Origin of the sequence: Rubritalea spongiae (assembly GCF_042652385.1) — a bacterium.
In the GTDB taxonomy this organism is placed as follows: domain Bacteria; phylum Verrucomicrobiota; class Verrucomicrobiia; order Verrucomicrobiales; family Akkermansiaceae; genus Rubritalea; species Rubritalea spongiae.
This window is the reverse complement of record NZ_JBHSJM010000001.1, coordinates 206,446-226,272: the sequence shown is the minus strand read 5'-3', so window position 1 is coordinate 226,272 and position 19,827 is coordinate 206,446. Positions and strand designations below refer to the sequence as shown.

General features: G+C 53.8%; 26 protein-coding genes. 1 reads left to right on the top strand and 25 read right to left on the bottom strand.

From position 1 onward, the window contains the following. Positions 1-4: 4 nt before the first annotated feature. The 25 genes from ACFPK9_RS01295 to ACFPK9_RS01175 form a co-directional block, all read right to left on the bottom strand. The gene (locus ACFPK9_RS01295; protein ID WP_377092701.1) at positions 5-2,215 is read right to left on the bottom strand and encodes a hypothetical protein; all 2,211 of its coding nucleotides are present in this window, start codon (positions 2,213-2,215) and stop codon (positions 5-7) included. Position 2,216: 1 nt separating this feature from the next. After that, positions 2,217-3,785, bottom strand: a complete 1,569-nt coding sequence (locus ACFPK9_RS01290; protein ID WP_377092700.1) for a hypothetical protein — start codon at positions 3,783-3,785, stop codon at positions 2,217-2,219. A 16-nt stretch (positions 3,786-3,801) separates the two neighbouring features. Continuing rightward, positions 3,802-4,110 (bottom strand): hypothetical protein, encoded by a 309-nt coding sequence (locus ACFPK9_RS01285; protein ID WP_377092699.1) that lies wholly within the window; start codon positions 4,108-4,110, stop codon positions 3,802-3,804. Further along, positions 4,107-4,841 (bottom strand): hypothetical protein, encoded by a 735-nt coding sequence (locus ACFPK9_RS01280; RefSeq protein WP_377092698.1) that lies wholly within the window; start codon positions 4,839-4,841, stop codon positions 4,107-4,109. Before ACFPK9_RS01280 ends, ACFPK9_RS01285 begins: the two co-directional genes overlap by 4 nt. Positions 4,842-4,863: 22 nt before the next feature. Continuing rightward, on the bottom strand, positions 4,864-5,133 hold the full coding sequence (locus ACFPK9_RS01275) for a hypothetical protein (protein WP_377092697.1): 270 nt from the start codon (positions 5,131-5,133) through the stop codon (positions 4,864-4,866). A 25-nt stretch (positions 5,134-5,158) separates the two neighbouring features. Then, positions 5,159-5,518, bottom strand: coding sequence for a hypothetical protein (locus ACFPK9_RS01270; protein WP_377092696.1), 360 nt, complete (start codon positions 5,516-5,518; stop codon positions 5,159-5,161). A gap of 4 nt (positions 5,519-5,522) precedes the next feature. Beyond that, positions 5,523-6,752 (bottom strand): hypothetical protein, encoded by a 1,230-nt coding sequence (locus tag ACFPK9_RS01265; RefSeq protein ID WP_377092695.1) that lies wholly within the window; start codon positions 6,750-6,752, stop codon positions 5,523-5,525. A 22-nt stretch (positions 6,753-6,774) separates the two neighbouring features. Continuing rightward, the gene (locus ACFPK9_RS01260) at positions 6,775-7,260 is read right to left on the bottom strand and encodes a hypothetical protein (protein WP_377092694.1); all 486 of its coding nucleotides are present in this window, start codon (positions 7,258-7,260) and stop codon (positions 6,775-6,777) included. A gap of 13 nt (positions 7,261-7,273) precedes the next feature. Then, positions 7,274-7,810 carry a hypothetical protein gene (locus ACFPK9_RS01255; protein ID WP_377092693.1) on the bottom strand — a complete coding sequence of 179 codons (537 nt, stop codon included), beginning with the start codon at positions 7,808-7,810 and terminating at the stop codon, positions 7,274-7,276. Between the two features lie 33 nt (positions 7,811-7,843). Further along, the gene (locus ACFPK9_RS01250; RefSeq protein WP_377092692.1) at positions 7,844-8,068 is read right to left on the bottom strand and encodes a hypothetical protein; all 225 of its coding nucleotides are present in this window, start codon (positions 8,066-8,068) and stop codon (positions 7,844-7,846) included. Between the two features lie 12 nt (positions 8,069-8,080). Continuing rightward, positions 8,081-8,527, bottom strand: coding sequence for a hypothetical protein (locus ACFPK9_RS01245; RefSeq protein ID WP_377092691.1), 447 nt, complete (start codon positions 8,525-8,527; stop codon positions 8,081-8,083). Next, positions 8,524-9,126: a hypothetical protein gene (locus tag ACFPK9_RS01240; protein WP_377092690.1), complete on the bottom strand. Its 603-nt coding sequence runs from the start codon at positions 9,124-9,126 to the stop codon at positions 8,524-8,526. Before ACFPK9_RS01240 ends, ACFPK9_RS01245 begins: the two co-directional genes overlap by 4 nt. Continuing rightward, positions 9,123-10,025 (bottom strand): hypothetical protein, encoded by a 903-nt coding sequence (locus ACFPK9_RS01235; protein ID WP_377092689.1) that lies wholly within the window; start codon positions 10,023-10,025, stop codon positions 9,123-9,125. The genes ACFPK9_RS01240 and ACFPK9_RS01235 overlap by 4 nt, the downstream gene beginning before the upstream one ends. Before the next feature lie 121 nt (positions 10,026-10,146). Continuing rightward, entirely contained in the window at positions 10,147-10,572 is a 426-nt protein-coding gene (locus ACFPK9_RS01230) for a hypothetical protein (protein WP_377092688.1), read from the bottom strand. A gap of 161 nt (positions 10,573-10,733) precedes the next feature. Next, positions 10,734-11,654, bottom strand: a complete 921-nt coding sequence (locus ACFPK9_RS01225) for a hypothetical protein (RefSeq protein WP_377092687.1) — start codon at positions 11,652-11,654, stop codon at positions 10,734-10,736. A 41-nt stretch (positions 11,655-11,695) separates the two neighbouring features. Beyond that, entirely contained in the window at positions 11,696-12,121 is a 426-nt protein-coding gene (locus ACFPK9_RS01220) for a hypothetical protein (RefSeq protein ID WP_377092686.1), read from the bottom strand. A gap of 46 nt (positions 12,122-12,167) precedes the next feature. Then, positions 12,168-13,127, bottom strand: coding sequence for a phage protease (locus ACFPK9_RS01215; protein WP_377092685.1), 960 nt, complete (start codon positions 13,125-13,127; stop codon positions 12,168-12,170). After that, positions 13,124-14,629: a phage portal protein family protein gene (locus ACFPK9_RS01210; protein ID WP_377092684.1), complete on the bottom strand. Its 1,506-nt coding sequence runs from the start codon at positions 14,627-14,629 to the stop codon at positions 13,124-13,126. The genes ACFPK9_RS01215 and ACFPK9_RS01210 overlap by 4 nt, the downstream gene beginning before the upstream one ends. A 52-nt stretch (positions 14,630-14,681) precedes the next feature. Beyond that, positions 14,682-16,079: a terminase large subunit domain-containing protein gene (locus ACFPK9_RS01205; protein WP_377092683.1), complete on the bottom strand. Its 1,398-nt coding sequence runs from the start codon at positions 16,077-16,079 to the stop codon at positions 14,682-14,684. 11 nt (positions 16,080-16,090) lie between these two features. Further along, positions 16,091-16,606 (bottom strand): hypothetical protein, encoded by a 516-nt coding sequence (locus ACFPK9_RS01200; RefSeq protein WP_377092682.1) that lies wholly within the window; start codon positions 16,604-16,606, stop codon positions 16,091-16,093. Between the two features lie 35 nt (positions 16,607-16,641). Next, a complete protein-coding gene (locus ACFPK9_RS01195) occupies positions 16,642-16,872 on the bottom strand; it encodes a hypothetical protein (RefSeq protein WP_377092681.1) in 231 nt (76 codons plus the stop codon). 6 nt (positions 16,873-16,878) lie between these two features. After that, positions 16,879-17,448 carry a hypothetical protein gene (locus ACFPK9_RS01190; RefSeq protein WP_377092680.1) on the bottom strand — a complete coding sequence of 190 codons (570 nt, stop codon included), beginning with the start codon at positions 17,446-17,448 and terminating at the stop codon, positions 16,879-16,881. 2 nt (positions 17,449-17,450) lie between these two features. Beyond that, the gene (locus ACFPK9_RS01185; RefSeq protein ID WP_377092679.1) at positions 17,451-17,789 is read right to left on the bottom strand and encodes a hypothetical protein; all 339 of its coding nucleotides are present in this window, start codon (positions 17,787-17,789) and stop codon (positions 17,451-17,453) included. Beyond that, positions 17,786-18,388 (bottom strand): M15 family metallopeptidase, encoded by a 603-nt coding sequence (locus ACFPK9_RS01180; RefSeq protein ID WP_377092678.1) that lies wholly within the window; start codon positions 18,386-18,388, stop codon positions 17,786-17,788. The genes ACFPK9_RS01185 and ACFPK9_RS01180 overlap by 4 nt, the downstream gene beginning before the upstream one ends. An 83-nt stretch (positions 18,389-18,471) precedes the next feature. Further along, positions 18,472-18,864 (bottom strand): hypothetical protein, encoded by a 393-nt coding sequence (locus ACFPK9_RS01175; RefSeq protein ID WP_377092677.1) that lies wholly within the window; start codon positions 18,862-18,864, stop codon positions 18,472-18,474. A gap of 219 nt (positions 18,865-19,083) precedes the next feature. Here ACFPK9_RS01175 and ACFPK9_RS01170 point away from each other — a divergent pair, with 219 nt between their 5' ends. Next, positions 19,084-19,788 (top strand): DNA-methyltransferase, encoded by a 705-nt coding sequence (locus tag ACFPK9_RS01170; protein WP_377092676.1) that lies wholly within the window; start codon positions 19,084-19,086, stop codon positions 19,786-19,788. Positions 19,789-19,827 lie beyond the last annotated feature (39 nt).

The following is a 19,827-nucleotide window of genomic DNA, read 5'->3' as shown; positions in this document are numbered from 1 at the left end:
CACCTCACCTTACGAACTTCACGTGCGCGGTCGCGCCACTCGAACAGACCGCTAAATAAATAGCCCCACACCCAGCATGCTCGAAGCGGAATAGCGGGTCTCCTTCTCCGTCATTCTCGTCCACCCAGTGACCCAGCTCTATGTGAATCGATCCCGTCTTTAGCACCGGAGTAAAATCCGTATCATCGGGGAGAGTCGCACCTTGGTAGATCTCCACATCGTCCACACTGAATGTATTCATCAGCACCCCGTCCACTTCGTCTATCGTGATATCTACCTGCACCCACACCTTATCCTCGTGGACAGGAGTGAGGTTATCTTTTTCCAGGAACTCCGTCGACCCAGCGCCGTACAAATACCCACTGCGGATTTTATACTTCGTCACCGACTCGGTACTATTATCCGCATCCACCAGCATGTCTCCCAGAATACACTCACTAGTGGATCCACCACTACCGCCACCCACTCGGCTAAAGTTCAGAACCGCAGATGCCACACCACCGCCGATGCCTTCCTCGATCTCATCCTCACCACTTTGAATTTTGTAGTAAAATGCATTGGAGCGAGCCGCGCGTAGCCGCTCCACCATATCCGCCGCTCCCAGCGCCTCACTCGGCCCGAAACTCACCGTCGTTTCGCCCTCCGCTATGTCACAATACACTTCCGAAACACTCTCTCCCATACTTGCCCACTCAGTCAGTCCATTCGTTAAGTTCACCTTGTAGCCAGGATGCACATTTAGGGTGGCATCGTCTTGTAGGAGAGTCACCGATCCTGAGTAACGCACCACGCTCAGCTGGCTCAATAAACCAGCTGCTATTCCCATCGGAGGCTCCTCACCAGGATCGCTCGTCACCACCCGTTTATAGTTTTTCGTGCGGGCATTCGTCCCCATGATCTGGGCTGCGAAATTCGCTGTAAGATACTCTGTGCTATTGAACGTTTTTGGGAGACTGAATACCTCTTCCAGCATCTTTTTCAGAGAGCCATCAGGAAGAAGATCGTAGTCAGTTTTCGCAATGGCTAAAGTGGAGCTGCACGCCACTAAGGCATAGCGTTTTTTTGCCCAATACGGCAAACTACCTTCCACGATATAACGAGGATAATCCCCGACTTCCTCGCTCTGTTCTATAGGATCTGAATGAGGGTTGATTGGGTCCGGACGTTGCGGTTGATCGACCAGCTCTCGCTTCCATTTTTCTACGTTCTCAGTCGGCACATCTACATCCGCCACACGCAGTAAATTAAGAAAATCTTCGCCGTGTCTCGACACTATCGTCTGCAGCTCAGACGAGCGACTTGTCCAGAACTCCACCACCTCCTCATCATTGGCATTTTCGTCCGGAATGTCCGCCGTTGTCACCGGCGCGTACTCAGTCTGATACACTCCTCCCTGAAGAGCCACTGAGTCCTTCATCAGACCTACAGCTGGAGCTGACGAACCAGCTATATCTTCCACGATTCGGGTGTATGGATCTGAGTCTATTGAGATCGGTTTCTCGTATGCTATCACCACCGAGCTTACTAACTCATTGGCGTTATCTTCCACGTCTGCATTCAGCACCACAGAAGCCGATCCTATGTCGTAACTCACACTCGGCATCGTCGCTCGTTCCACCAGCTGAAATGCACCACTAGGATCAATGTACGCCGTGTGCTCGGGCATCAGAGCCAGCATGCCTCTTATCAGCTGAGCACAGGTCATATCCTTGTAGCCAGAGCGGTACCACCCTATGCCGGCAGCTATATTACCCACCGTCATATTCACTCCGCTTTCCGCAGCGAATGCTGCAACATTTCCTATGCGAGTACCCAGCGGCACATCCTCCATCCAGTGAACCGTACCAGACCATCTATCGGCATACTCCAGCTCAGTATCCTCATCTTCCTCACTCTCTTCTACCGAGGCCACATATGCTCGCTTCACCTGGTACACTAGCCTCTCTAAGTCACCCCACGCATCCGTACACAGAATGCTCAGACCCGTATCATTACCACTCGCCCGGCGAGGAACCTTGCGAACCACACCGGTAAATTTAGCACTACCATTGTGCCGTAAAACTACATTCTGCCCCACACTCAGCGGCGCACTCTCGGTCATGCTATCAGACACTACCGTCAGCACCATCTCACTCGCATTTTGCTGGCGATAAACCACCCGCCCCACCTCCACACCCAGCTCTTCCAAACTCACTCCATTGATCGTCCAACTCATTTTAACGACTATTTTTTACCTTTAACTCTAGCGACTGCAGTTTCTTCTCCGTGTTCTGCCATTGCCTGATTAAGCTCTGCAACATTTGTAGCGCCGCATCATCGCGTGCCGCACTACTCCCCATAAGCTTACTTACTGCAGCACTCAGCGCAGGCTGCTCAGCAGCTGACACCGCACCATCCTCAAACGCCTTAGCGATCTCATCCACTATCTTCTGACCCGCTTTGTTACCCACCTCTACAGCCTCAGCTTTACCACTTATTTCATTACCTAATCCATCTCGCTTGCTGCGCGCGGTATTTAGCTCCAGTTGTACCACCCCACGTCGGCGAGTTTTCTCTCGCTCAGACGCCGTCTGCTGACGAATCTCTTCCACTATTTGATTAGAAGTCAGCTGAGACTCTTGTAGACCAGCCTCATCCCTTAGCTGTTGCAGCTCTGCCCGACCCGCAGCGATATCACTGCGCAGCTTTTCTACATAGTTTTCATACTCACTTCTGTTAGCGAAATCACCCCTCGCTGCCGTGTCCCGCTCCAGCTGGTTCTCTATCGTTCTCGCCTCCGTAGATCCCCTATTCGCCTGTGCAGCCTCAGCCGCTTTTTGAGCCGCACGCAGAGCCTCTGCAGCTTCTCTGCGGTCATTATTTCTCCGCGCACTACTCAGTGCCTCCTCAGCCTTCACCAGCTCCGCATTCGTTCGGCTCACCTCGGCATTTAGTTCAGCCAGCCTCGCCTCCTTCGCAGCCCTATCCTCATCCCCCAGTATCAGTCCATCCAGCCCACTCGCCCTATTCAGCTCTGCCAGCTTTTGGTCATCAGCTCGGCCCAGTACACCTCGTCTCTTCTCGTTGATCTTCAGTGTACTCTCCGCCAGAGCCTGATCTATTCCAGCCAATCTACGCTGCAGCATCTCATCTATCAGAGCCTTTTGCTCCGCCGCCACCGCAGGATCTGTCTCATTATTATCTATCTGCGCCTTCAGCAATTCCGCCTTTGCGGTGATGTATTCACGCGTAGCGCTTGCTTGTTGTTCCAGCTTCCGCTGCTGCAGATCCAGTGCAGAATTACTGCGCCCCATCTGATCAGCCCACGCCTTCTCCAGATCAGCCCGGCGCTCCACAGACCGTTCATACTCCACCGCTGCATCCGCCGCCCTCAGCGTAGCATCAGCCTGCTCCGCAGCCTCTCGAGACGCCGCACTCGCCGCTTCCACAAACTCCTGCGCCGCATCATCTGCCTGCTTAGCTTCCTGCGCCAGACCTTCTATCTGTTCCTCCGCCTCTTCCAGCTTGTCGATCATCTCCCCCAGCCCCTCGGCCCCCTCATCTCCCAGTTCCACCATTACCTCCTTCAGCTTCTCAGCCTCTATCTTCAGCCGCACGAACCTTTCCTTCGCCGCCTCGGCATCCCCCTCACTCACAGCTTGCTCGAACTCCGTTCCCAACCGCTGCATCTCTGACACGATCTGATCCAGATTCTGATCCAGCTGATCAAAACTCGCACTCGCTGCCTCCACCCCCTGCGTATTCGCAGAGGTATCTATATGAAACTCTACCTTCTTATCCGCCATACTCTTCCTTCCTCAGTTAAATCTCCTCCTCCGGCAGCAGCGACTCGTACTCAGCCTTGGTTAGCTCGACAATATATCCAGCTGCTATATGAGGAGCCATCTCCACCTCATCTGCCGGCTTCACATCGTTGTGAGCGAGAGCTACGACTAGCATACCACTACCATCATTCGCTACAGGCTGATCCTCAGCCACAGGTAGCGCTGTTTCAGTGGTCGCGACCTCACCAACAATGGGTAGGTTACGGTGATTGTCCGCTACTTGGCGCATCGCATTGTATACAGCAACTGCTACTTTAAAGTACCTCTTCTTATAACGATTACTCATGGCAGTAAGAGGTTAGATATTTCCAGCATTTCAGCAGCGGTTAGCGCACGACTAGCTGACAAAACGTTATACTGTTTGTTTTCAGGGTCAGTAGAGGATGACGACAACATTGCAGAATCGTAGATACCTAAGGTCGAGCTTGGTGTGATTGTGTTATATGCCACTCCATTTTTATACCACGTAAATAAATTATCCTCTGCATCATAGGTACAGCCGACCACAGCTCGCTCGTTTAGCGGTATAGCAGCCCCCATGTGACCAGTCAGTTCTCCGAGAGAATCATAACAATAAAGGTTCCCTGCGTTCCATCCCAACCTGAAATGCCCTCCAGCAGTATATACTCGGCCAAAATAGCGAATAGCCGTAGCATCTAAAATCTCTACATCGACCATGTACGTGAATGAAACCCCATTGGATAGCGACAGATCCATATGATCACCCGCACCATTGAAATAAAGACTATCCCCCTCGTCTAGCGGCTGGTTAGCACCTACCGTTTGAGTCGCGTTGTCTCCACTGCCCAATAAATCTACCCAGGTCGCCACCTGCCCACCATTCGCGGGCACGTCACCTGCTGTGAATTTGCCACGCGAGCCGTTAAGGTAGAGACTCAGATCGTAAGCCAAAATTGGATCCACATCCCCTCCCAGTCCCAGCCCGAACCCACTGGGCAAACTCAGGTCAAAGCCCAGTCCCTCTTGTCTCACAAACGGCCTCTGTCTATTCAACATCGCTCGATTTCGTTAGATTAGGTTAGAACGTCACCGCCTTGAACCGCAGGTCGGGATTCGTCGCACCAGTCAGCCGCGCATACACAATGGTGTCCACTGGCATCTTCCCGCCCTGGTACGGCGGCGTCAGCGTCTCCAGCACATCGCCGTCACTATCCTCCAGCGTGAATGTGCCGCCACCAGCGTCGCCGAAAAGCGTCATTCCCAGCTCGAAGCTCTCCACCGGAATTGGCAACTCCCAGTTCCCGCCATCGAGATCGGCCGCCTGAATTGTCTGATTATATCTACCCATTTCTTTAATTTCTATTGGTTAAATTTTATTCCTCCAGCGCATCCAGCGCCGCTTCGAAAAGTGTCAAATCGATCATCCCCCCACCGTCATAAACAGCACTCATATCCACGGGTGGAACTGGAACACGAGATGCAAAGGATGGATCCCTCGCCACCAGCTGCGCCCAGCGTAGTGCATGCTCAGCAAAGACAGCCTCAGCCGTTGTCCCCTGGTTCAGCGCATGCGCATTCAGCCCCGCCGCCATCGCCAGCCGCTGTGCCTTGTCACCTCCCCAAAAATCTTTATAAGACTGCTCCAGCAGATACGCTTCTCGCTGATTCGCCTGCGCAAACTTCTGGTGCGACCTCGCGATCTTCTGTTCCGGTGTAATTGTTAGTGTGCTCATAATTTTAAGGTCTCAGATCTTTCACAAAGGCTTCACAGCGATATACATCCCCGCCATCATACCCACCTGCCGAATCGACTATATCAATCATCAAATCAGATCCATCAGCAGTTAGGGTCACGGTCGGGAGTTCTGTTCCTGAATGAAAGCTGCCGTCAAAAGACGCCATCTCAAGATATTCGATTTCAGAGGTGGTGGAGTGACCTCTAAACTGCACGAGATATTTACGTTTCCAGTAGCGACCAAGTCCTGCTGAAATACTGCGCCCACCGAAAACCTCTAACTCAAGCAACACTCCATGCGCTGGCGTATTGAAAGCTAAACCTAAAGAAGATAGATCGAGAGCTTGGGGGTTGCTAGCTTCTGTATAAGTCCAACCAGCTAGACTAAGATCAACTTTGCGATACCTCCCATCCGCCTGTCCCACATTAATAATATGATCAGGATTACTCAGGTCATTCCCAGTAGACGTACTCTCACTAGCCAGCTCCACATCATCTTGAACTGCACCGTTAGAATCTAAGTTAAGGTAAGGTTGAAAATGCAGAAGGTGCTGCTCTGAACCGGGGTTGTTTAATCCTACAAAATCAGCATGATCTTCATCTTCTACAACAACATCACACTCATGGAATGCGGGATAACTAGAATCTCCTCGCATTTCCCTAACCACAATTTGCACTGTATCAGACGCGCCAGGATTTTCCCCACTCCTTGTGTAATGGAAGACTAGAGAGCTTAGCCTGAAATCACTATCTGATGGATCTACAGTTGTCGTTTCAGTAGTAGTGCCGATACCAGAACACTCACTCAGCGGAGTCACGTCATACGCTATACTGCCACCATAGTAAGTCCTAGCTACTACCTTAAACGTGCCATATTTCCTTCCACCTCCTTGGGCTTCCCTAGAGTAAATCGAAACATAATACGTACACATGTAGCTATTGGACCACCTGTGCCTAAAGTTTAAGGAGATTTTTTTATGTTGTCCTACGACTGCAGGTAATTGCTCGTCATATAAAACCTTGCTCGTACTATCAGCCCACGATTTTAGCTCATCCACGAGCGCCTTCAGCACCTTCCCCTGCTCAGCCGTCAGCGCCTTATTTGAGCCACCAGTCGTCAGATCATCCACTAGATCCGCCACCCCCAGCGCCTCCAGCGCTGCGCGACCTTGCGCAGTCGATTGACTCACCATCAATGCATCAATAAATGCGCTTACTGTAAAATCTGCCATCTCCTAAATCTTAAATCTTAATTCATGCAGGTCTCAGGTAGGTAGAAAACCCATCTGGCCGCACATATTGGTTCCCGTCACCAGGTGTCGCCGTCACTGTCAGCGCACCACCCACCAGCGTCACGGTGCGGTAGCTCATCACATCACTCCATCTCGCTGGCCAGCTCTCCACCGTCGTGCTCGCTATCTGCCAGTTCCACCCGCTCTCCGTCGCTATCAGTAGCGGAGCACTGTGCCTTGGCAACACCAGCGGATGATTCATCCCCGCCGCCACCGCCGCATCAGTCGTCACCTCCGTCTCCACCAGCGTAAACTCCAGCTCGTGGCGTTCCTGCCCGCGAGCAAAGGTATGGATACCTACCGCATTGATAAACTCAGCTATGCGGACAATCTGCCCGCCGCTACGCTCCATGCCATCATCCACCAGCGCATCGCCATAATCCACCAGCAGCGTATTCTGCCCATCCGGATCATGCACTATCTGCACTATCGACTCGAAGATATCCATAACCGCTCAGCTACTAGAGATTCGTCACAATGCCTGAGTTCAGCTCACTATCCAGGACCTCCACTTGCAGCGCATAGGGATCCACACCCTCTTTAAACTGATACGTACCCACGCTCAGCTCCGCCCACACAAACATGTCCAGGATCTTATTACCCGTGATTGTGTTAAAATTCTCCACCCGCAGCACACACCGCACTGGATCCGTCCGATCACCTGGTACAAAGTCCCCAGCCACCGGAGTGTTAGAATCCAACAGCAGCTCCACTAAGGTAAGCTCACTCCATTCCTGCAGCGTAAAGTTCCACACCAGTTCCTTATTCGTCCGTACTGTCTTGCGAGTACGGTACGCAGCACCATCGCGGCTCGCGCGGCGCTTGATCACCGTCTCGCTCTTCGTCGGCTCGAACTGCTCCACAGTCCCCAGATTCGTGTAATTAGTCGACGGATCCGTATCCGGAAACGCATCCACAGCCACCGTGATCGCATCAATCGTCTCTCCCTCCCGCGCGATGGAAATCTGACTACCTGGTAAAATATCTACTAAATTCATAACGTTAAATTCCTAATTCCTAATTCTTAATTCCTACTTCTCCCTCACTTCCAGAATCTCCACCAGCCCTTGAGCTGCCTTGTACTCTGCATCCACCAGCGGCACAGGATCTGCGATCGCACCCTTGGCGATCTTCCCGCCTGGCACTGGCACTGGAGTCACTAGCGCCCGCACACGCGCCACACGCTTCTCTGCAGTCTTAGACTCTGCAGCCGTCTTATTGCTTGCCGGCTTAGCGGCTGTTTTTTCTTCGCTCATTGCTTTGCTTGGTTAATTTTGAATGATTGTTTTGACCTGCACCTCGTGCACGTTGTAGTCCGCGTCAGCCACGTCATAGCTGCTCTGCACCTCTATCGCCGCCGCTGCCTGCAGTGCTCTAGGCTCCGCCGTATTCAGCACTAACTGACTCAGATGGTTCTCCAGATCCTCCATGATCTCCTCCTCCGGCTTCTGCCCCTCATGGTACAGAGGCTGCACCCACAGCCGCAGCACCAGCTCAGTTTCCCACCTCGGCCGCTCCGCCATCGGTGCCAGGTTCCGCTTCTTCGGTGATAAAATATGCAGACAGATCCCATTCTCTGAGCGAGAAACCGTATCCTCTATCTCCCTAAAAATATCCCCCTGCCGCGCGATGATAATGTCATCCGCAGTCAGTCCTATATTCGCAGCCACGATGCTCGCCTTCAGCGCATCCCTTAAATCTCCTGCTCTGCTCACACCACACCTCCCTCAGCTATCAATTCGATAAACACATCCTCAGCAGCCTCACCTGCCACCTCGCCCACCGCTGCATCACTCGGTAACAACTCACGCTGCTGTTCCTGTACTACCTTCTTCTTCAGCCAGTAAAACACCGTATCCACGCCACTCGCTTTATCGCGCCGCATCAGCGCAGCAGTCTCAGCCCCCAGTGGCACGAACTGCAGATCCGTCACCTCACCCGCCCGTCGCCCATACGCCGCTGCCACCGCCGGTATCGTCAACCACTTCTTACCAGCCCTCGGCGTGATCTCCACCTGCTTAAATGCCCGTGCAAATGCCTCTCTCGGAGCTACACTCACCGTCACGCCAAACGCCGTAGACGTCCCCTCGGCACTCTCCGCCGCCCGCTCATAAAACCCCGTAGGCTGTGCACCCAGCCGCCGCGCCGTAGCATGCTTATTCACCGCATAGCCACGGATGTAATCGCGAAACAGATTCTCCTCCGCAACCGCTATCCGTGCATTTACCTCACTCAGATCACCCAGCTTCTCCCGGAGATACTGCAGTGTCTCACGCGCCGTATCATCCACCGTAATATGCAGCCTCAGACTCATACCACCCCTCCTTCCTTAGCCGCCGCCAGCTCTCGCTGCAGCAGACTCTCATAGCGCGCAGACTTACTCTTCCCCTCACGCTTCGCCTTGATCTTCCCTAACAAGCTCGTCGCTAAATCATCATCCATCCCATCCAGCCGCTTCTCCGCCACTGGCAGCAGCGCATCCGCAGACGGCTTCTGCCCCTCCCACTCTATGCCCAGATCCTCTAGCTCACTCGCACTCACCGCGCGCCAGCCCATCCCACTATTAAACGCAAATGGCGGATGCTCAGTATCCAGCGCATCATCAAAATAACTACTACTCCCCAGCTTCTTCCACACAGGATCAGTCTTCAGCGCGATCAATCGACCCGTACTATTCGTAGGGCCACCTACCTCGAACCAACGTCTCTGCCAGCCCAGTGTCCCAGTCCCTGGCATCCCCCTCGGCTCACGTCTGCTCTGCACCCGCACCAGCTCCCATGCAGGATACCCGCGCAGCCCAGCCTCGCTGTTCCCACGCGCCTTCTGTGCCGCCCCTCGGTGCTTCTTAATCTCAGTCTCTAAAATCAAATTCAGCCGCTTATCTGAGCTCAGATCTCTTAGGCTCCCAGCCTCAGCTGGTGGTATCCCCAGCGTCTCATCACCGGGAAATCCATTCTCAGGCGTGTACTTCAGCCGAGTCAACATCCCACGCAGCTCCTGCTTCAGCCTCGGCAAGTCATTATTATACCCACCCTGCAGCGCCCGTTCAATCGCACTGCGCAGCCCCTGCAGATACTCGGCCTTCGTCGTGCGCGCAATAAATACAGACCTCTCACGCAGCTCTTTCTCCAGCAGATCACGCAGCTCAGCACTACTCAGAGCACTCGGCAGCACATCACGCCCCAGCGCACCCTGCAGTGCCTGGTCGATCATCTCTATACTGGATTCCCTTAGTGGCATTCCTAATTCTGTTTCGTTAGTTTGGGTTAGATTTGATTAGAGTTTCATCGTGCTGGTTCTGAAAACTGAACACTGCACACCGAAAACTGCGGCCTTAGATTCCATCTTGACTTGCTCTATTAAATTGTTGAGGCCGCTTCGTGTGCGTAGGCCTCGGATACCATTGCGCTGTATCATCCGCCCCACTCGGCGCAGGGATCGCCACCATGCAGCGGCTCACATCGCTCAGAAATGACCGCGCATCTTTGTACTCCACCTCTCGCGCGCTCTTCACGCTCAGCCCTAGCCGCGTCAGCAGCCGGTAACGCACCAGCGCCACCGGCAGCGTCGCCCTATCTGCCAGCTTATTCTTCGAACACGCCGCTATCCGCCCCCTGCACTCCATCACCACAGCCTCCATGATCTCCGGCAGCACGTCCCCGTCAGAACCATCCTCATTCGCCTGTATCCGCCTGTACGCAACCAGCTCAGCCGCATTCAGCCCATTCAGCACATCTTCATCTGTTAGTTCTCTCCACATTGCATTAGGTAGGGACGCATCTCCGAGGCGTCCATTGTTAGATAGTTGTTATTTTGCTCAGTGCTGCCCCCCGCAGAGCAAGGAGCAGAGGCCGAACAAAATGGCCTTACTATAGATGACGGCAGGCGTTGTAGTGCCTGTTAGCGCGCCGTCATGATTTGTTAGTCGATAGCGATCTGCTTCGCTGCGGCGAGGTTGGAAACCTGCACATCTTCTGACCAATCCATCTTCGTCACCTTGCCACGGCCATCTACCTTTTCGTAAACACCTGGCACCATCCAGCGACCACGTGGACGGAACGTCTTCATGAAGCTCGGATCACGGCGAGTCGGCTTAGTCGAACGAGCAAAAATGAGCACTTTATTAACCATTGCGAACGCCATGCTCTCAGACTTACCACGTGCTGCAGTATCCACTGCGAGCCATGATGTCTTGGCCGCGGTCTTGCCAATGAGAAGCTGACGCATGTTGTCCAAGTTCGGTGCGATCGACTCAGCGCCAGGGAAATAGCCCTTTGTGTTCGGATTAGAGAAGAACGCGATGAGCGATGTAGGATCGATCACGATACCTACCTCAATGCTAGGATGCCCACCCGCAGCTAAATACACCTGCGAAATCAGCTGATTAAGCTCCTTCACTGGATTCACAGCAGGATCAGACCAGGTACCCTTCGTCGCATCCACTGGCGCGTTTGCCAGAGCCGTCTCGATCACGCGCAACTCGTGCGACATACCAGCCAGAGCTGCGGACTCATCCGCGTTCTCTTTAAGTAAGTCCTCACCATCAGCCTCATCGATCTCGATGTTGTCTAGCGGGCAGTCGAGCGCATGCGGCTTCGCGTCAAACTTCTCATCCGTCTTACGGAACTGAAGCTGAGTCGCCTCGCCTCCCAGCTCACGCAGAGTCTCCGGAATCTTGAAGCGGTTAGAGTCATCATACTTGGAAAACTTTCCAGTATGAGTCGCTGTCTCTACCGTAGGAGCGATAAACTCCGCGATCTCGCCTACGGCATCACGCGCGCGGCCTTGTGCATACTCGCGAATCTTAGGTTCGCCCGACAATTGAACTAAGTCTTTTGACATATATTTGGTTCCTTTCGTTTGTTATTAAAATTCAGCGATGATTACGAAACGGTGACTGGACGCGGGAACGGACGGAAGCGAACCAGCTGTCCGTCTTCGAAGTCTTCCTCTGCGATACCAGGACTGAAGTAGTCGCCTGCACCTGCGGGAAGAGTACGAACCTTGCCCCTATCGGCGGCAGTGCCAACATCAGCCAAGACTAGCACATCGCCGGCGCTGCCTGAGCCTTTCGCCCAGACCATTGCATTCTCTTCAGGGGAAAGCGGCTTGAGACCAGCAATCGCGCCCTGAATCGCTTCCTCTTCCACTAGGTAGAGAGTCGAGTCGTCATTGGCGGTCGGAAGAGATGATTCCGGCACCCCAGCATTACTGACTACCTTCGCAAGGAAGCCCGCTTTACCAGTAAGATCTTCGTTCGCTACGAACGGCAGCTTACCCCTGCGTGTATCATGTTGTGTATTTCCCATAGTACTATTTGGTTAAAATGTCTTTGTCTGCGTTATCTCCTGAATGTTAGGATTTTGAAATTTCACCTTCTGCCTGGTCCCAGCATTCTCCGTAGTCTCGATTCGGATTCTGATTCTTCAGCTCCTGTGCACGGTTGCGGATCTGGCGCGCTTCTTTTTCAGCGACACCATCACTCTTCCCACCACCATCACTCACCGGCTCCGGTGATGTGACTCGGTTCTTGATAGGCGTCGTGTCTGGCTTCTTCTCAGGCTCGGCCAATCCCGCCAGAAGCTCCTCAGTCCCCTCACGGTTCGCCAGTAGTTGCTTCTTCCAGTTCTCACGTTGACCCGCAGGAAACTTCTTCGCATGGCGATTGAGAATCTCCTCAGCCTCTGCATCTGCCTCTTTGTTTTCCAACTCAGAAACTCGCGCCTGGAGTTTCCCTACTTTTGCGAGGATCTCATCCTCTGTCGCTTCGGGAGCTAGTCCCAGTTTTTCAGCTAGTGTTTTCATATCATTGTTAGTTGATTTATCGTCAAATTCGTCACCTTCAGCGTCCCGATTAGAAATAGGTCGCCCACCCTTGTTGTTAGGCCTATTCGTCAGAGCCAGACCGCTCAGACACACTGGCCGCACCTTACCTTTTTCGATCACTTCCAGATCCTGCGCATCGTACTCCGTGCTAAAAAATTTATACCGCTTGTTACGGATCGCCGCCTCGCCGATATCCGTCCACTCTATGCGTCCCTCGATCTGTCCATTCCTCTCCCGCAGCTCCTGCAGCCAGCCATACGCCTCAGTCTTCTGATCCAGGTCATGACTCAAGTGATCGGCATCTATCAGCATCCCAGCCCAGCCACCTTCAGCACGGCGGTTAAACTGCGCCACTATCGTCCCCACCGCCTCAGCATCGATTACCTGCACGCGCCCAGCTCCAGCCGGATGCTCACCCGTCACCTCTATCTGATACCAGTTATCCTCCGGCAGCTCACCGCCGCCTCTATTTAAAATCAATGCTCTCATTCTTTTGCTCCTTCTTCGTATGCATCACTCAGCACCTGCTCCCACACAGCCTCCTGCTGCGCCGTTGCCGATACCCACTCGGGGAGCTCGGCAGAAAATTCCTTCAGAGCGGCGACCATTTGTTCCGCGCTCTCGCTTTGCAGCGCCCCTGCTAGACGCTCGTAAAGATCCTCATTATCCGCCGCCATCGCCGCATGCATCGCAGCCATCGCAGCCTCACCTAACCTATCACCCACACGCCTATTCTTAATCCCAGCCGAAGGCTGCAATTCGTCACTTTCACCTTTATCCTTTTCCCTTTCTCCTGGCGTCGCCGTCGCCATCGCAAGCTTATACCCAGTCTCCTCCTCGATCTGTGCATCATCCACCACCTTGCCAGCGCTCTGTAGCTTCACCACACCATCGATGAACTCACCTGCATCTGTCGCCTCATCCACTCCCAGATCAAAATACACCAGACTCTCCTCATCTCCGTATCCTTCCTGCAGCAGTAGTTCAGCATCCAGAGACGCACGCACTAACTGCGCTATCTTTATCCCCTCAGCCTTCGCGATCTCGTCAAAAACATCCTGATGCACATCGCCCTGGCTCCCGCCAATACCCGTCGCCTCATTCAGCATCGTCAGCTTCCCACCAGTGCCACGTAAGACTAACATCTCATCCTGGTACTTTAGGTGATCGCGGAACGGATTCACCCCGCGTGCGCCATTGTCCACCGTCTTGATCTCACTCCCACCAGGCAGCGTCCCGCGCATATTCCCTATGATCGCTTCCGCCACCTCTTGATACTCCTCCAAATCATCTGGGTTAATTCCAGTCGGTAGAGTGATAAAGATCGCCGGCACCCCATACACCTCCACAAAGGCATCCCAGTCCTTCTGCGATAAACTCTTCCGTATAAAACTAATCACCGCCACCTCATTGATCGGTCGCTCTACCTCGCGGATGATAAACTCACTCTCATCGATAGCTTCACCCTGCGTTGTACCAAACGTCGCATCCTCATTAAACTTCCACTCCCCATACAGACCCTCGCGCACCCAGTGCCACTGCTCCACATGATCCAGCCCCACTATCTTCCCGTCCTTCGCGATCTTCTGCAAATGAGCGTACCCACGGAAACTCGCATGCGCTAAATCACCCAGCGCATCAGAAAAATTCTCAATCCTCCCATACGCTGCCTTCAGCGCCTTCCGCTGCTCCTCCGCCCTCTGCTGCTGACTGTCATCCAGCTCCTCACGCACCTTAATATCCCAGCCCAGCTTCTCAATCGCCGCCAATCTGCGGTCTACCAAAGACCCCAGCACAGCATCACGCTTCTCGATGTACCTATACAGCCACTGCAGCTCCGCATACGCACCGCGCTCACCTGCCTCCAAATGAGACACCGCCCGCGCAATCGTTAGCCCCCTCAGCGGATTATACTGGCTCCTCCACGCATTCGCCCTCGCAATGTGCGCCTTATAGCTCAGCGAGTGCACCGCACGCACTGCCCGATTCATAAAACCCTGCTTCGCGCCTCCGCTCTTTCGACGAATCTCAAAACCAAACATACTATCCGACGAGCCCCCTGTTAGAGTTTCTACCCATGCGTCTACGCGCTCCAGCAGCTCTCGGCATCACGATCGCACTCGGACAGTCCGCCGCTCTCACGGCCAGCGCTAGCGCCGTGCATCGATCCGAGTGACCTTCAGCCGTTCTCGGAGCCACATAGCTATAGCTCCCACCACGCACCACCTGCTCCATCGCATGCAAATCTTCACGGATCGGCACGCTCACCGGAATCCGCACCGAGCAGGGAGCCTCAAAGGCTCTGCGCAGGCGTGGGAAAATCTCTGCCTTGAGGTTCGCCGTAAAATTCGCCAGCTCCACCTTGCCGTTCAGCTTGTGGTCTTGTGGTTTCCATTCACCGAAACTATCCACCGCCAAATCACCGAGACCAATACCACCACCAGTGTAATCTAACACCGCCTTGCGGCACGCCTTGAAGCGCGATGTGAGCAGCGCGAACTGATCCACAGTCGACATCCCCTTCAAGACCAGCACCTCGCGTGTCCATAACACGTCACCAACTTTTTCCAGCGTCCAGCATACAGTCGGATCACTGATGCGGCCAAAGTCAATGCCGAGGAAAATCTCACCGCCAGCTCTGCCAGCCATATCCCACCAGCTAGAGTCGCGGCTCTCAGTCGCCTCGAAACTCTCAGCCGTTTCTATCAGGTCATAAGGTAGGAGGACGTTAGAGCTATCGATAAACTCACACTCAAACTCCTGAGCCCATGCGATCGGGTCATCGATGCCGTCACGCAGCTCGTCAATGTCGACTGGTAGACCATAGCGCACCGCGTCTTCGATCGTTACCTTGTGCACGCTCCACTTGGTCTTGCGACCTTGCTTCGGCTCTAAAAGGTTATCTCTAACAATCTCGTAAAAACGCTTCCCTCTACCTCCCTTGCCGTTCGGCGTAGAAATCAAGCGAGCCTTCTTTTCACCACCGCGCAGCGGATTCGTGATCGACGGCAAGATAGCCTTCCATGTCGCATCTGGATCCTCGAAGAACGCAAACTCAGTCAGCAGAATATTCGCAGAGAACCCGCGCACCGTATCCGGCTTACCTGGCACCGCAATAATCCGGCTGCCGTTCGGATAGTGAATCTCAGCGCTCTTTAATAGCGCCCCCTCGAACGCGCGCTCCTCCACCTCATTCTCGATCGCAAACTGAAACGCCTCTGACCACTCACGAGACTTGCCCAGTGACTCCACCGCCTGACGCTCAGATGGCGCAGCTATCATCCATGTCGTCTTAGGATTAGACATGCAGTCGACCACAATCTCCGCATTAGAGGAAAAGTCCTTACCGACCTGACGCGACCAGATCCCAGCCTTGAAGCGCGCATTGTCCGCAACCCAGCTCCCTTGGTATGGCAAAAGTAATTCTAACGGCGTCTTCATAGTTCCACTCTCTACCCCAGCCCAAAAATCTCGCGCATCCGCGCATCCTTCTCCTCCGCGCTCAGCTTCCCATCCCCAGTCACAGCCTCCGCCTCCTCGGCCTTCCGTGCTGCTGCCTCTAGTAACTTCACCCGCCGCTCCGTCATATCCTGGTCGCGACTCTTCAGCACTAACCTCAGTAACTTCTCTGTCTTCTCGAAATCCGCATTCGGGTCCTGCATGAACTCGAACACCATCTGCTTCACATCCTCCAAAATCGCAGCATCCCAGTCCGTCTTCCCAGCCTCCTCTACTAACACCTCTGCCTTCAGCGCCGCCAGTTGCCTCCGCTGCTTCAGCACCGGCTTGCAGTGACGTTTGAAAAAACCAGATAAGGCAGCCATAGACGATGACACATCGCACTCGGTCTCTAACCAGCTCAGTGCATCCTCGTAACGCCAACCGCCTAACAAGCCATCTCTGAGTTCTAACACTCGGCTCTCCGGTAAATTGTCCAGCTTTGAATCGCTGCGTGGTTTCCTGCTCATTCATCTTTATCCTTTAAACTTTTCCCCCAGTCCTACTACTCCGCCAGACGCGCCTCACCCGCCTGAGTAATCTTCGCCTTATCGCGATCTTCCCCTGGCACTACCACCACCTGTTCCTTCTCCTCCAGCTTCTGCAGAGACTTCCGGAACACCGAATAACTCACTCGGTCATCCTCCAGATGCACGTCACTCCACAGCGTACCCACATTCAGCAGCCGTGGCTTCGCCTCATCTAACACTCTCAGAATTGTTCTCTCTGCGTTCATAAAATCTCACTTCATACTGCGTTCGACCAATCGACCTAGATTCTCATTCACCTGCTTCAGCTCGCCCTTAATCTCACTCGTATTCTCCACCACCTTATCGATCCGCTTGTGCACATTTCTGATCGCCATCCGCGCAGCCACACGCTGCTGCTCCTGAGTCTCCTCTAAGCGATCAAACCGCTTCTCAATATCCGCCTCAGCCTCCCGTAGCTCCTCCTTCGTCGCCATCTGCCGCGTAATCTCCACCGGCAGCGGCAGCGGGGACAGCTTCACCGCCTTCCCCTCATCCTTCGCCGGAAACCATTCCTTCTTCAGCTTCGTGCCTAACAACAGCGCACCCATCACCGCCACCAGGCAGCTCACAAACGCCGCAAATTGCACCCCACTCACATCGCCATAATCCGATGCCAAAACCTCTGAAAACTGAAAACTCCCCACTGAATACTGGAGACCAACTATAAATTGCCCAAACCCCGCCTGCATTCCGCTTGCAAAATCGCTTGAGTAAGATTCACCACCAATCGAAGCAGAAATTCCCGCAAACGCGAAATTCGCCAAATATGAAGCATTTTGCAAAATCACGCTCCACCTCCATTTCCATCGATCAAAGAACCACCCATCGCCTCATCAAATCCTTCCGCTCGCTCTAACGCCTCTCGCTCGTCCACCACCGGCGCATCCACCAGCTCCAGCGCACGCTCACCCAGCTCAACAAGCGCGCAGCTGTAGACCAGCCCAGCTATCCCCTCACTCTTCTGCTCAGCATGCCCCTGGATAAACCGTCCCAGCTCTGCCAACGCATCCTCACTCAGATCCCGTACATACCGACAAACATCCTCAGCCAGACACGCATTCAAAAACAAGCTCTCCCCCGTGTAGTCGAAGTTCTCCTCAAATACCTCCGCTCCACCACTCATGACCACTTACCCTCCTGGTAAAGCACCCGCGCCGTAGCCAGCGACTCTGACACCTTCAGTTGATAATGCGGAATATCCTGGAACGACTTCCAGTCACCACCCCACTCCAGCCCACACACCTCTGCATGCTTCGCGCAGGCGATATGCACCCGCCGTGCAAGCTCTGGAGCATCACTATCTAAATACGCCCCATCCCGGAACACCCCGAAATCCAGCGCAACACCAAAATTATGCCAGGAATACCCAGCCCGCGCATTCGTCACCCGCGCACCTGGCTTCGTCCGTCCCTGCGCATAAAGCTCATCCTGCGCATGCCAGGACCGCGTCCCACAGATAGCTATATAGTCACACCCCATCGTCGCCGCCGTAGCCTTCGCTAACCTGGCAAACCTCTCAAACGGTTCACGAGCACGACTCACCAACGTCGCAATATTCTTCGCTGTCCGCTTATCGACTCCATCCCTCGGCACCTCACTATCCCCTATCTTGGCGGGTAAGACAGCGAGCTCTAACGCCGCCACAGTCCTCGGTCCCACTATGCCATCAGGCACCACCCCCACAGCATCCTGTATCCGTTGTATCCGATTCCTTAAATTCATAAAAACTCCTTCGCCGTTAAAATCGCGGGGCTTCCGCACTGGTTTCGAAATCGCGTCTCAGCTCCACCCCTTAAACTCCCAGGCTACTTGCCTGCTGCCTCCACCGAGAAGGAACACCCATCATCATCACACTCCAGATCCGCACCCACTCCCTCCACTCCAGGAATCGGAATACTCACCTCCACACGAGACCCATCTGGTAGGCGTGAAGCGCATGACGGCAGCAAACCCCCGAAGGCTACCGCCATACACATACCGATGAGCAACATCGGAACCTTATCACTCCTATCACCTACAAAAGTCTCAATCTTCCCACTCGTCACAAACCGCACCAGCGTATTGATCGCTGCAAACACTGTCACCACCTCCACCGGATTCTCAGCCAGCCACTCCTGCACCACTGGAAACAATAGGGAAATCACTGAAATCGCCTGCACCCAGAGGGTCTTACTTTGCCAAAACTTCTTCGTATTCATGATCGTAATTTTTTTATTCTCGTATTCTGAATTTCCGCCGCAGGCGCTGATTCATCTGAAAACTGCCAACTGAACACTGGCTTCTCTGACTTCAGCTCTCGGAGATGACGTCAGTTAAGCACACTACCCGCTAGGGCTTCTCCACACCTGCCACACCTACCACACCCACCCTACAAACCTACTCGTCGAAGAGGCTTTCTGCCTCTTTAGCTACTCCCCATGGACTTTAAAATTCACATCAACGACTGCCTCACTGCCCTCCAAAACATCCCTAGCGAATCCGTAGACGCCCTCATCACCGACCCGCCCTACTGCTCAGGCGGCTTTACCGAAGCAGGAAAAATGGCCGCTAAGACACAAGGCATCACCAGTTCATCGGACACCCTCCAGCGCCTCGGCTGGTTCCAGAACGACAACATGACCACCGCAGGTCTCATCTGGATGCTGCGCGAAATGATGATCCAGGCAGAACGCATCCTCAAACCAAACACCTCAGCCCTCGTCTTCTGCGACTGGCGGATGGTACCGCTCCTCGCCCCCGCCCTTGAATCCAGCGGCATGATGTACCGCAATATGATCATCTGGGATAAACTCAATGGCGGCCTCGGAAACGGCTTCCGCCCTCGCCACGAAGTCATCCTCCACTTCATCAAAGGAAAAGCCACCTTCTACGACCGCACCAAGCACAACGTCCTCCCACACAAACGCGTCACCCCGAAAAACAAACAACACCCCACCGAAAAACCCGTCGCCCTCCTAGAAGACCTCATCACCATGGTCACTGACAAAGGTCACACTGTCGTCGACCCATTCATGGGCTCCGGCTCCACCGGCCAAGCATGCAAAAACCTCAACCGAAAATTCATCGGCATCGAGAAAAGCGAATTCTTCGCAACCAATGCAAAGGAAAAACTCGATCTATAATCGTCGTATCATGTGGGAGAAGTTTCTCATCTTTGTAAT

What these genes read in the sequence shown, in the direction of transcription:
- ACFPK9_RS01295 (WP_377092701.1), bottom strand. Translation starts at nt 2,215, where the DNA reads ATGAGTTGGACGATCAATGGAGTGAGTTTGGAAGAGCTGGGTGTGGAG.
- ACFPK9_RS01290 (WP_377092700.1), bottom strand. Translation starts at nt 3,785, where the DNA reads ATGGCGGATAAGAAGGTAGAGTTTCATATAGATACCTCTGCGAATACG.
- ACFPK9_RS01285 (WP_377092699.1), bottom strand. Translation starts at nt 4,110, where the DNA reads ATGAGTAATCGTTATAAGAAGAGGTACTTTAAAGTAGCAGTTGCTGTA.
- ACFPK9_RS01280 (WP_377092698.1), bottom strand. Translation starts at nt 4,841, where the DNA reads ATGTTGAATAGACAGAGGCCGTTTGTGAGACAAGAGGGACTGGGCTTT.
- ACFPK9_RS01275 (WP_377092697.1), bottom strand. Translation starts at nt 5,133, where the DNA reads ATGGGTAGATATAATCAGACAATTCAGGCGGCCGATCTCGATGGCGGG.
- ACFPK9_RS01270 (WP_377092696.1), bottom strand. Translation starts at nt 5,518, where the DNA reads ATGAGCACACTAACAATTACACCGGAACAGAAGATCGCGAGGTCGCAC.
- ACFPK9_RS01265 (WP_377092695.1), bottom strand. Translation starts at nt 6,752, where the DNA reads ATGGCAGATTTTACAGTAAGCGCATTTATTGATGCATTGATGGTGAGT.
- ACFPK9_RS01260 (WP_377092694.1), bottom strand. Translation starts at nt 7,260, where the DNA reads ATGGATATCTTCGAGTCGATAGTGCAGATAGTGCATGATCCGGATGGG.
- ACFPK9_RS01255 (WP_377092693.1), bottom strand. Translation starts at nt 7,810, where the DNA reads ATGAATTTAGTAGATATTTTACCAGGTAGTCAGATTTCCATCGCGCGG.
- ACFPK9_RS01250 (WP_377092692.1), bottom strand. Translation starts at nt 8,068, where the DNA reads ATGAGCGAAGAAAAAACAGCCGCTAAGCCGGCAAGCAATAAGACGGCT.
- ACFPK9_RS01240 (WP_377092690.1), bottom strand. Translation starts at nt 9,126, where the DNA reads ATGAGTCTGAGGCTGCATATTACGGTGGATGATACGGCGCGTGAGACA.
- ACFPK9_RS01235 (WP_377092689.1), bottom strand. Translation starts at nt 10,025, where the DNA reads ATGATCGACCAGGCACTGCAGGGTGCGCTGGGGCGTGATGTGCTGCCG.
- ACFPK9_RS01230 (WP_377092688.1), bottom strand. Translation starts at nt 10,572, where the DNA reads ATGTGGAGAGAACTAACAGATGAAGATGTGCTGAATGGGCTGAATGCG.
- ACFPK9_RS01225 (WP_377092687.1), bottom strand. Translation starts at nt 11,654, where the DNA reads ATGTCAAAAGACTTAGTTCAATTGTCGGGCGAACCTAAGATTCGCGAG.
- ACFPK9_RS01220 (WP_377092686.1), bottom strand. Translation starts at nt 12,121, where the DNA reads ATGGGAAATACACAACATGATACACGCAGGGGTAAGCTGCCGTTCGTA.
- ACFPK9_RS01215 (WP_377092685.1), bottom strand. Translation starts at nt 13,127, where the DNA reads ATGAGAGCATTGATTTTAAATAGAGGCGGCGGTGAGCTGCCGGAGGAT.
- ACFPK9_RS01210 (WP_377092684.1), bottom strand. Translation starts at nt 14,629, where the DNA reads ATGAATCGGGCAGTGCGTGCGGTGCACTCGCTGAGCTATAAGGCGCAC.
- ACFPK9_RS01205 (WP_377092683.1), bottom strand. Translation starts at nt 16,079, where the DNA reads ATGAAGACGCCGTTAGAATTACTTTTGCCATACCAAGGGAGCTGGGTT.
- ACFPK9_RS01200 (WP_377092682.1), bottom strand. Translation starts at nt 16,606, where the DNA reads ATGAGCAGGAAACCACGCAGCGATTCAAAGCTGGACAATTTACCGGAG.
- ACFPK9_RS01195 (WP_377092681.1), bottom strand. Translation starts at nt 16,872, where the DNA reads ATGAACGCAGAGAGAACAATTCTGAGAGTGTTAGATGAGGCGAAGCCA.
- ACFPK9_RS01185 (WP_377092679.1), bottom strand. Translation starts at nt 17,789, where the DNA reads ATGAGTGGTGGAGCGGAGGTATTTGAGGAGAACTTCGACTACACGGGG.
- ACFPK9_RS01180 (WP_377092678.1), bottom strand. Translation starts at nt 18,388, where the DNA reads ATGAATTTAAGGAATCGGATACAACGGATACAGGATGCTGTGGGGGTG.
- ACFPK9_RS01175 (WP_377092677.1), bottom strand. Translation starts at nt 18,864, where the DNA reads ATGAATACGAAGAAGTTTTGGCAAAGTAAGACCCTCTGGGTGCAGGCG.
- ACFPK9_RS01170 (WP_377092676.1), top strand. Translation starts at nt 19,084, where the DNA reads ATGGACTTTAAAATTCACATCAACGACTGCCTCACTGCCCTCCAAAAC.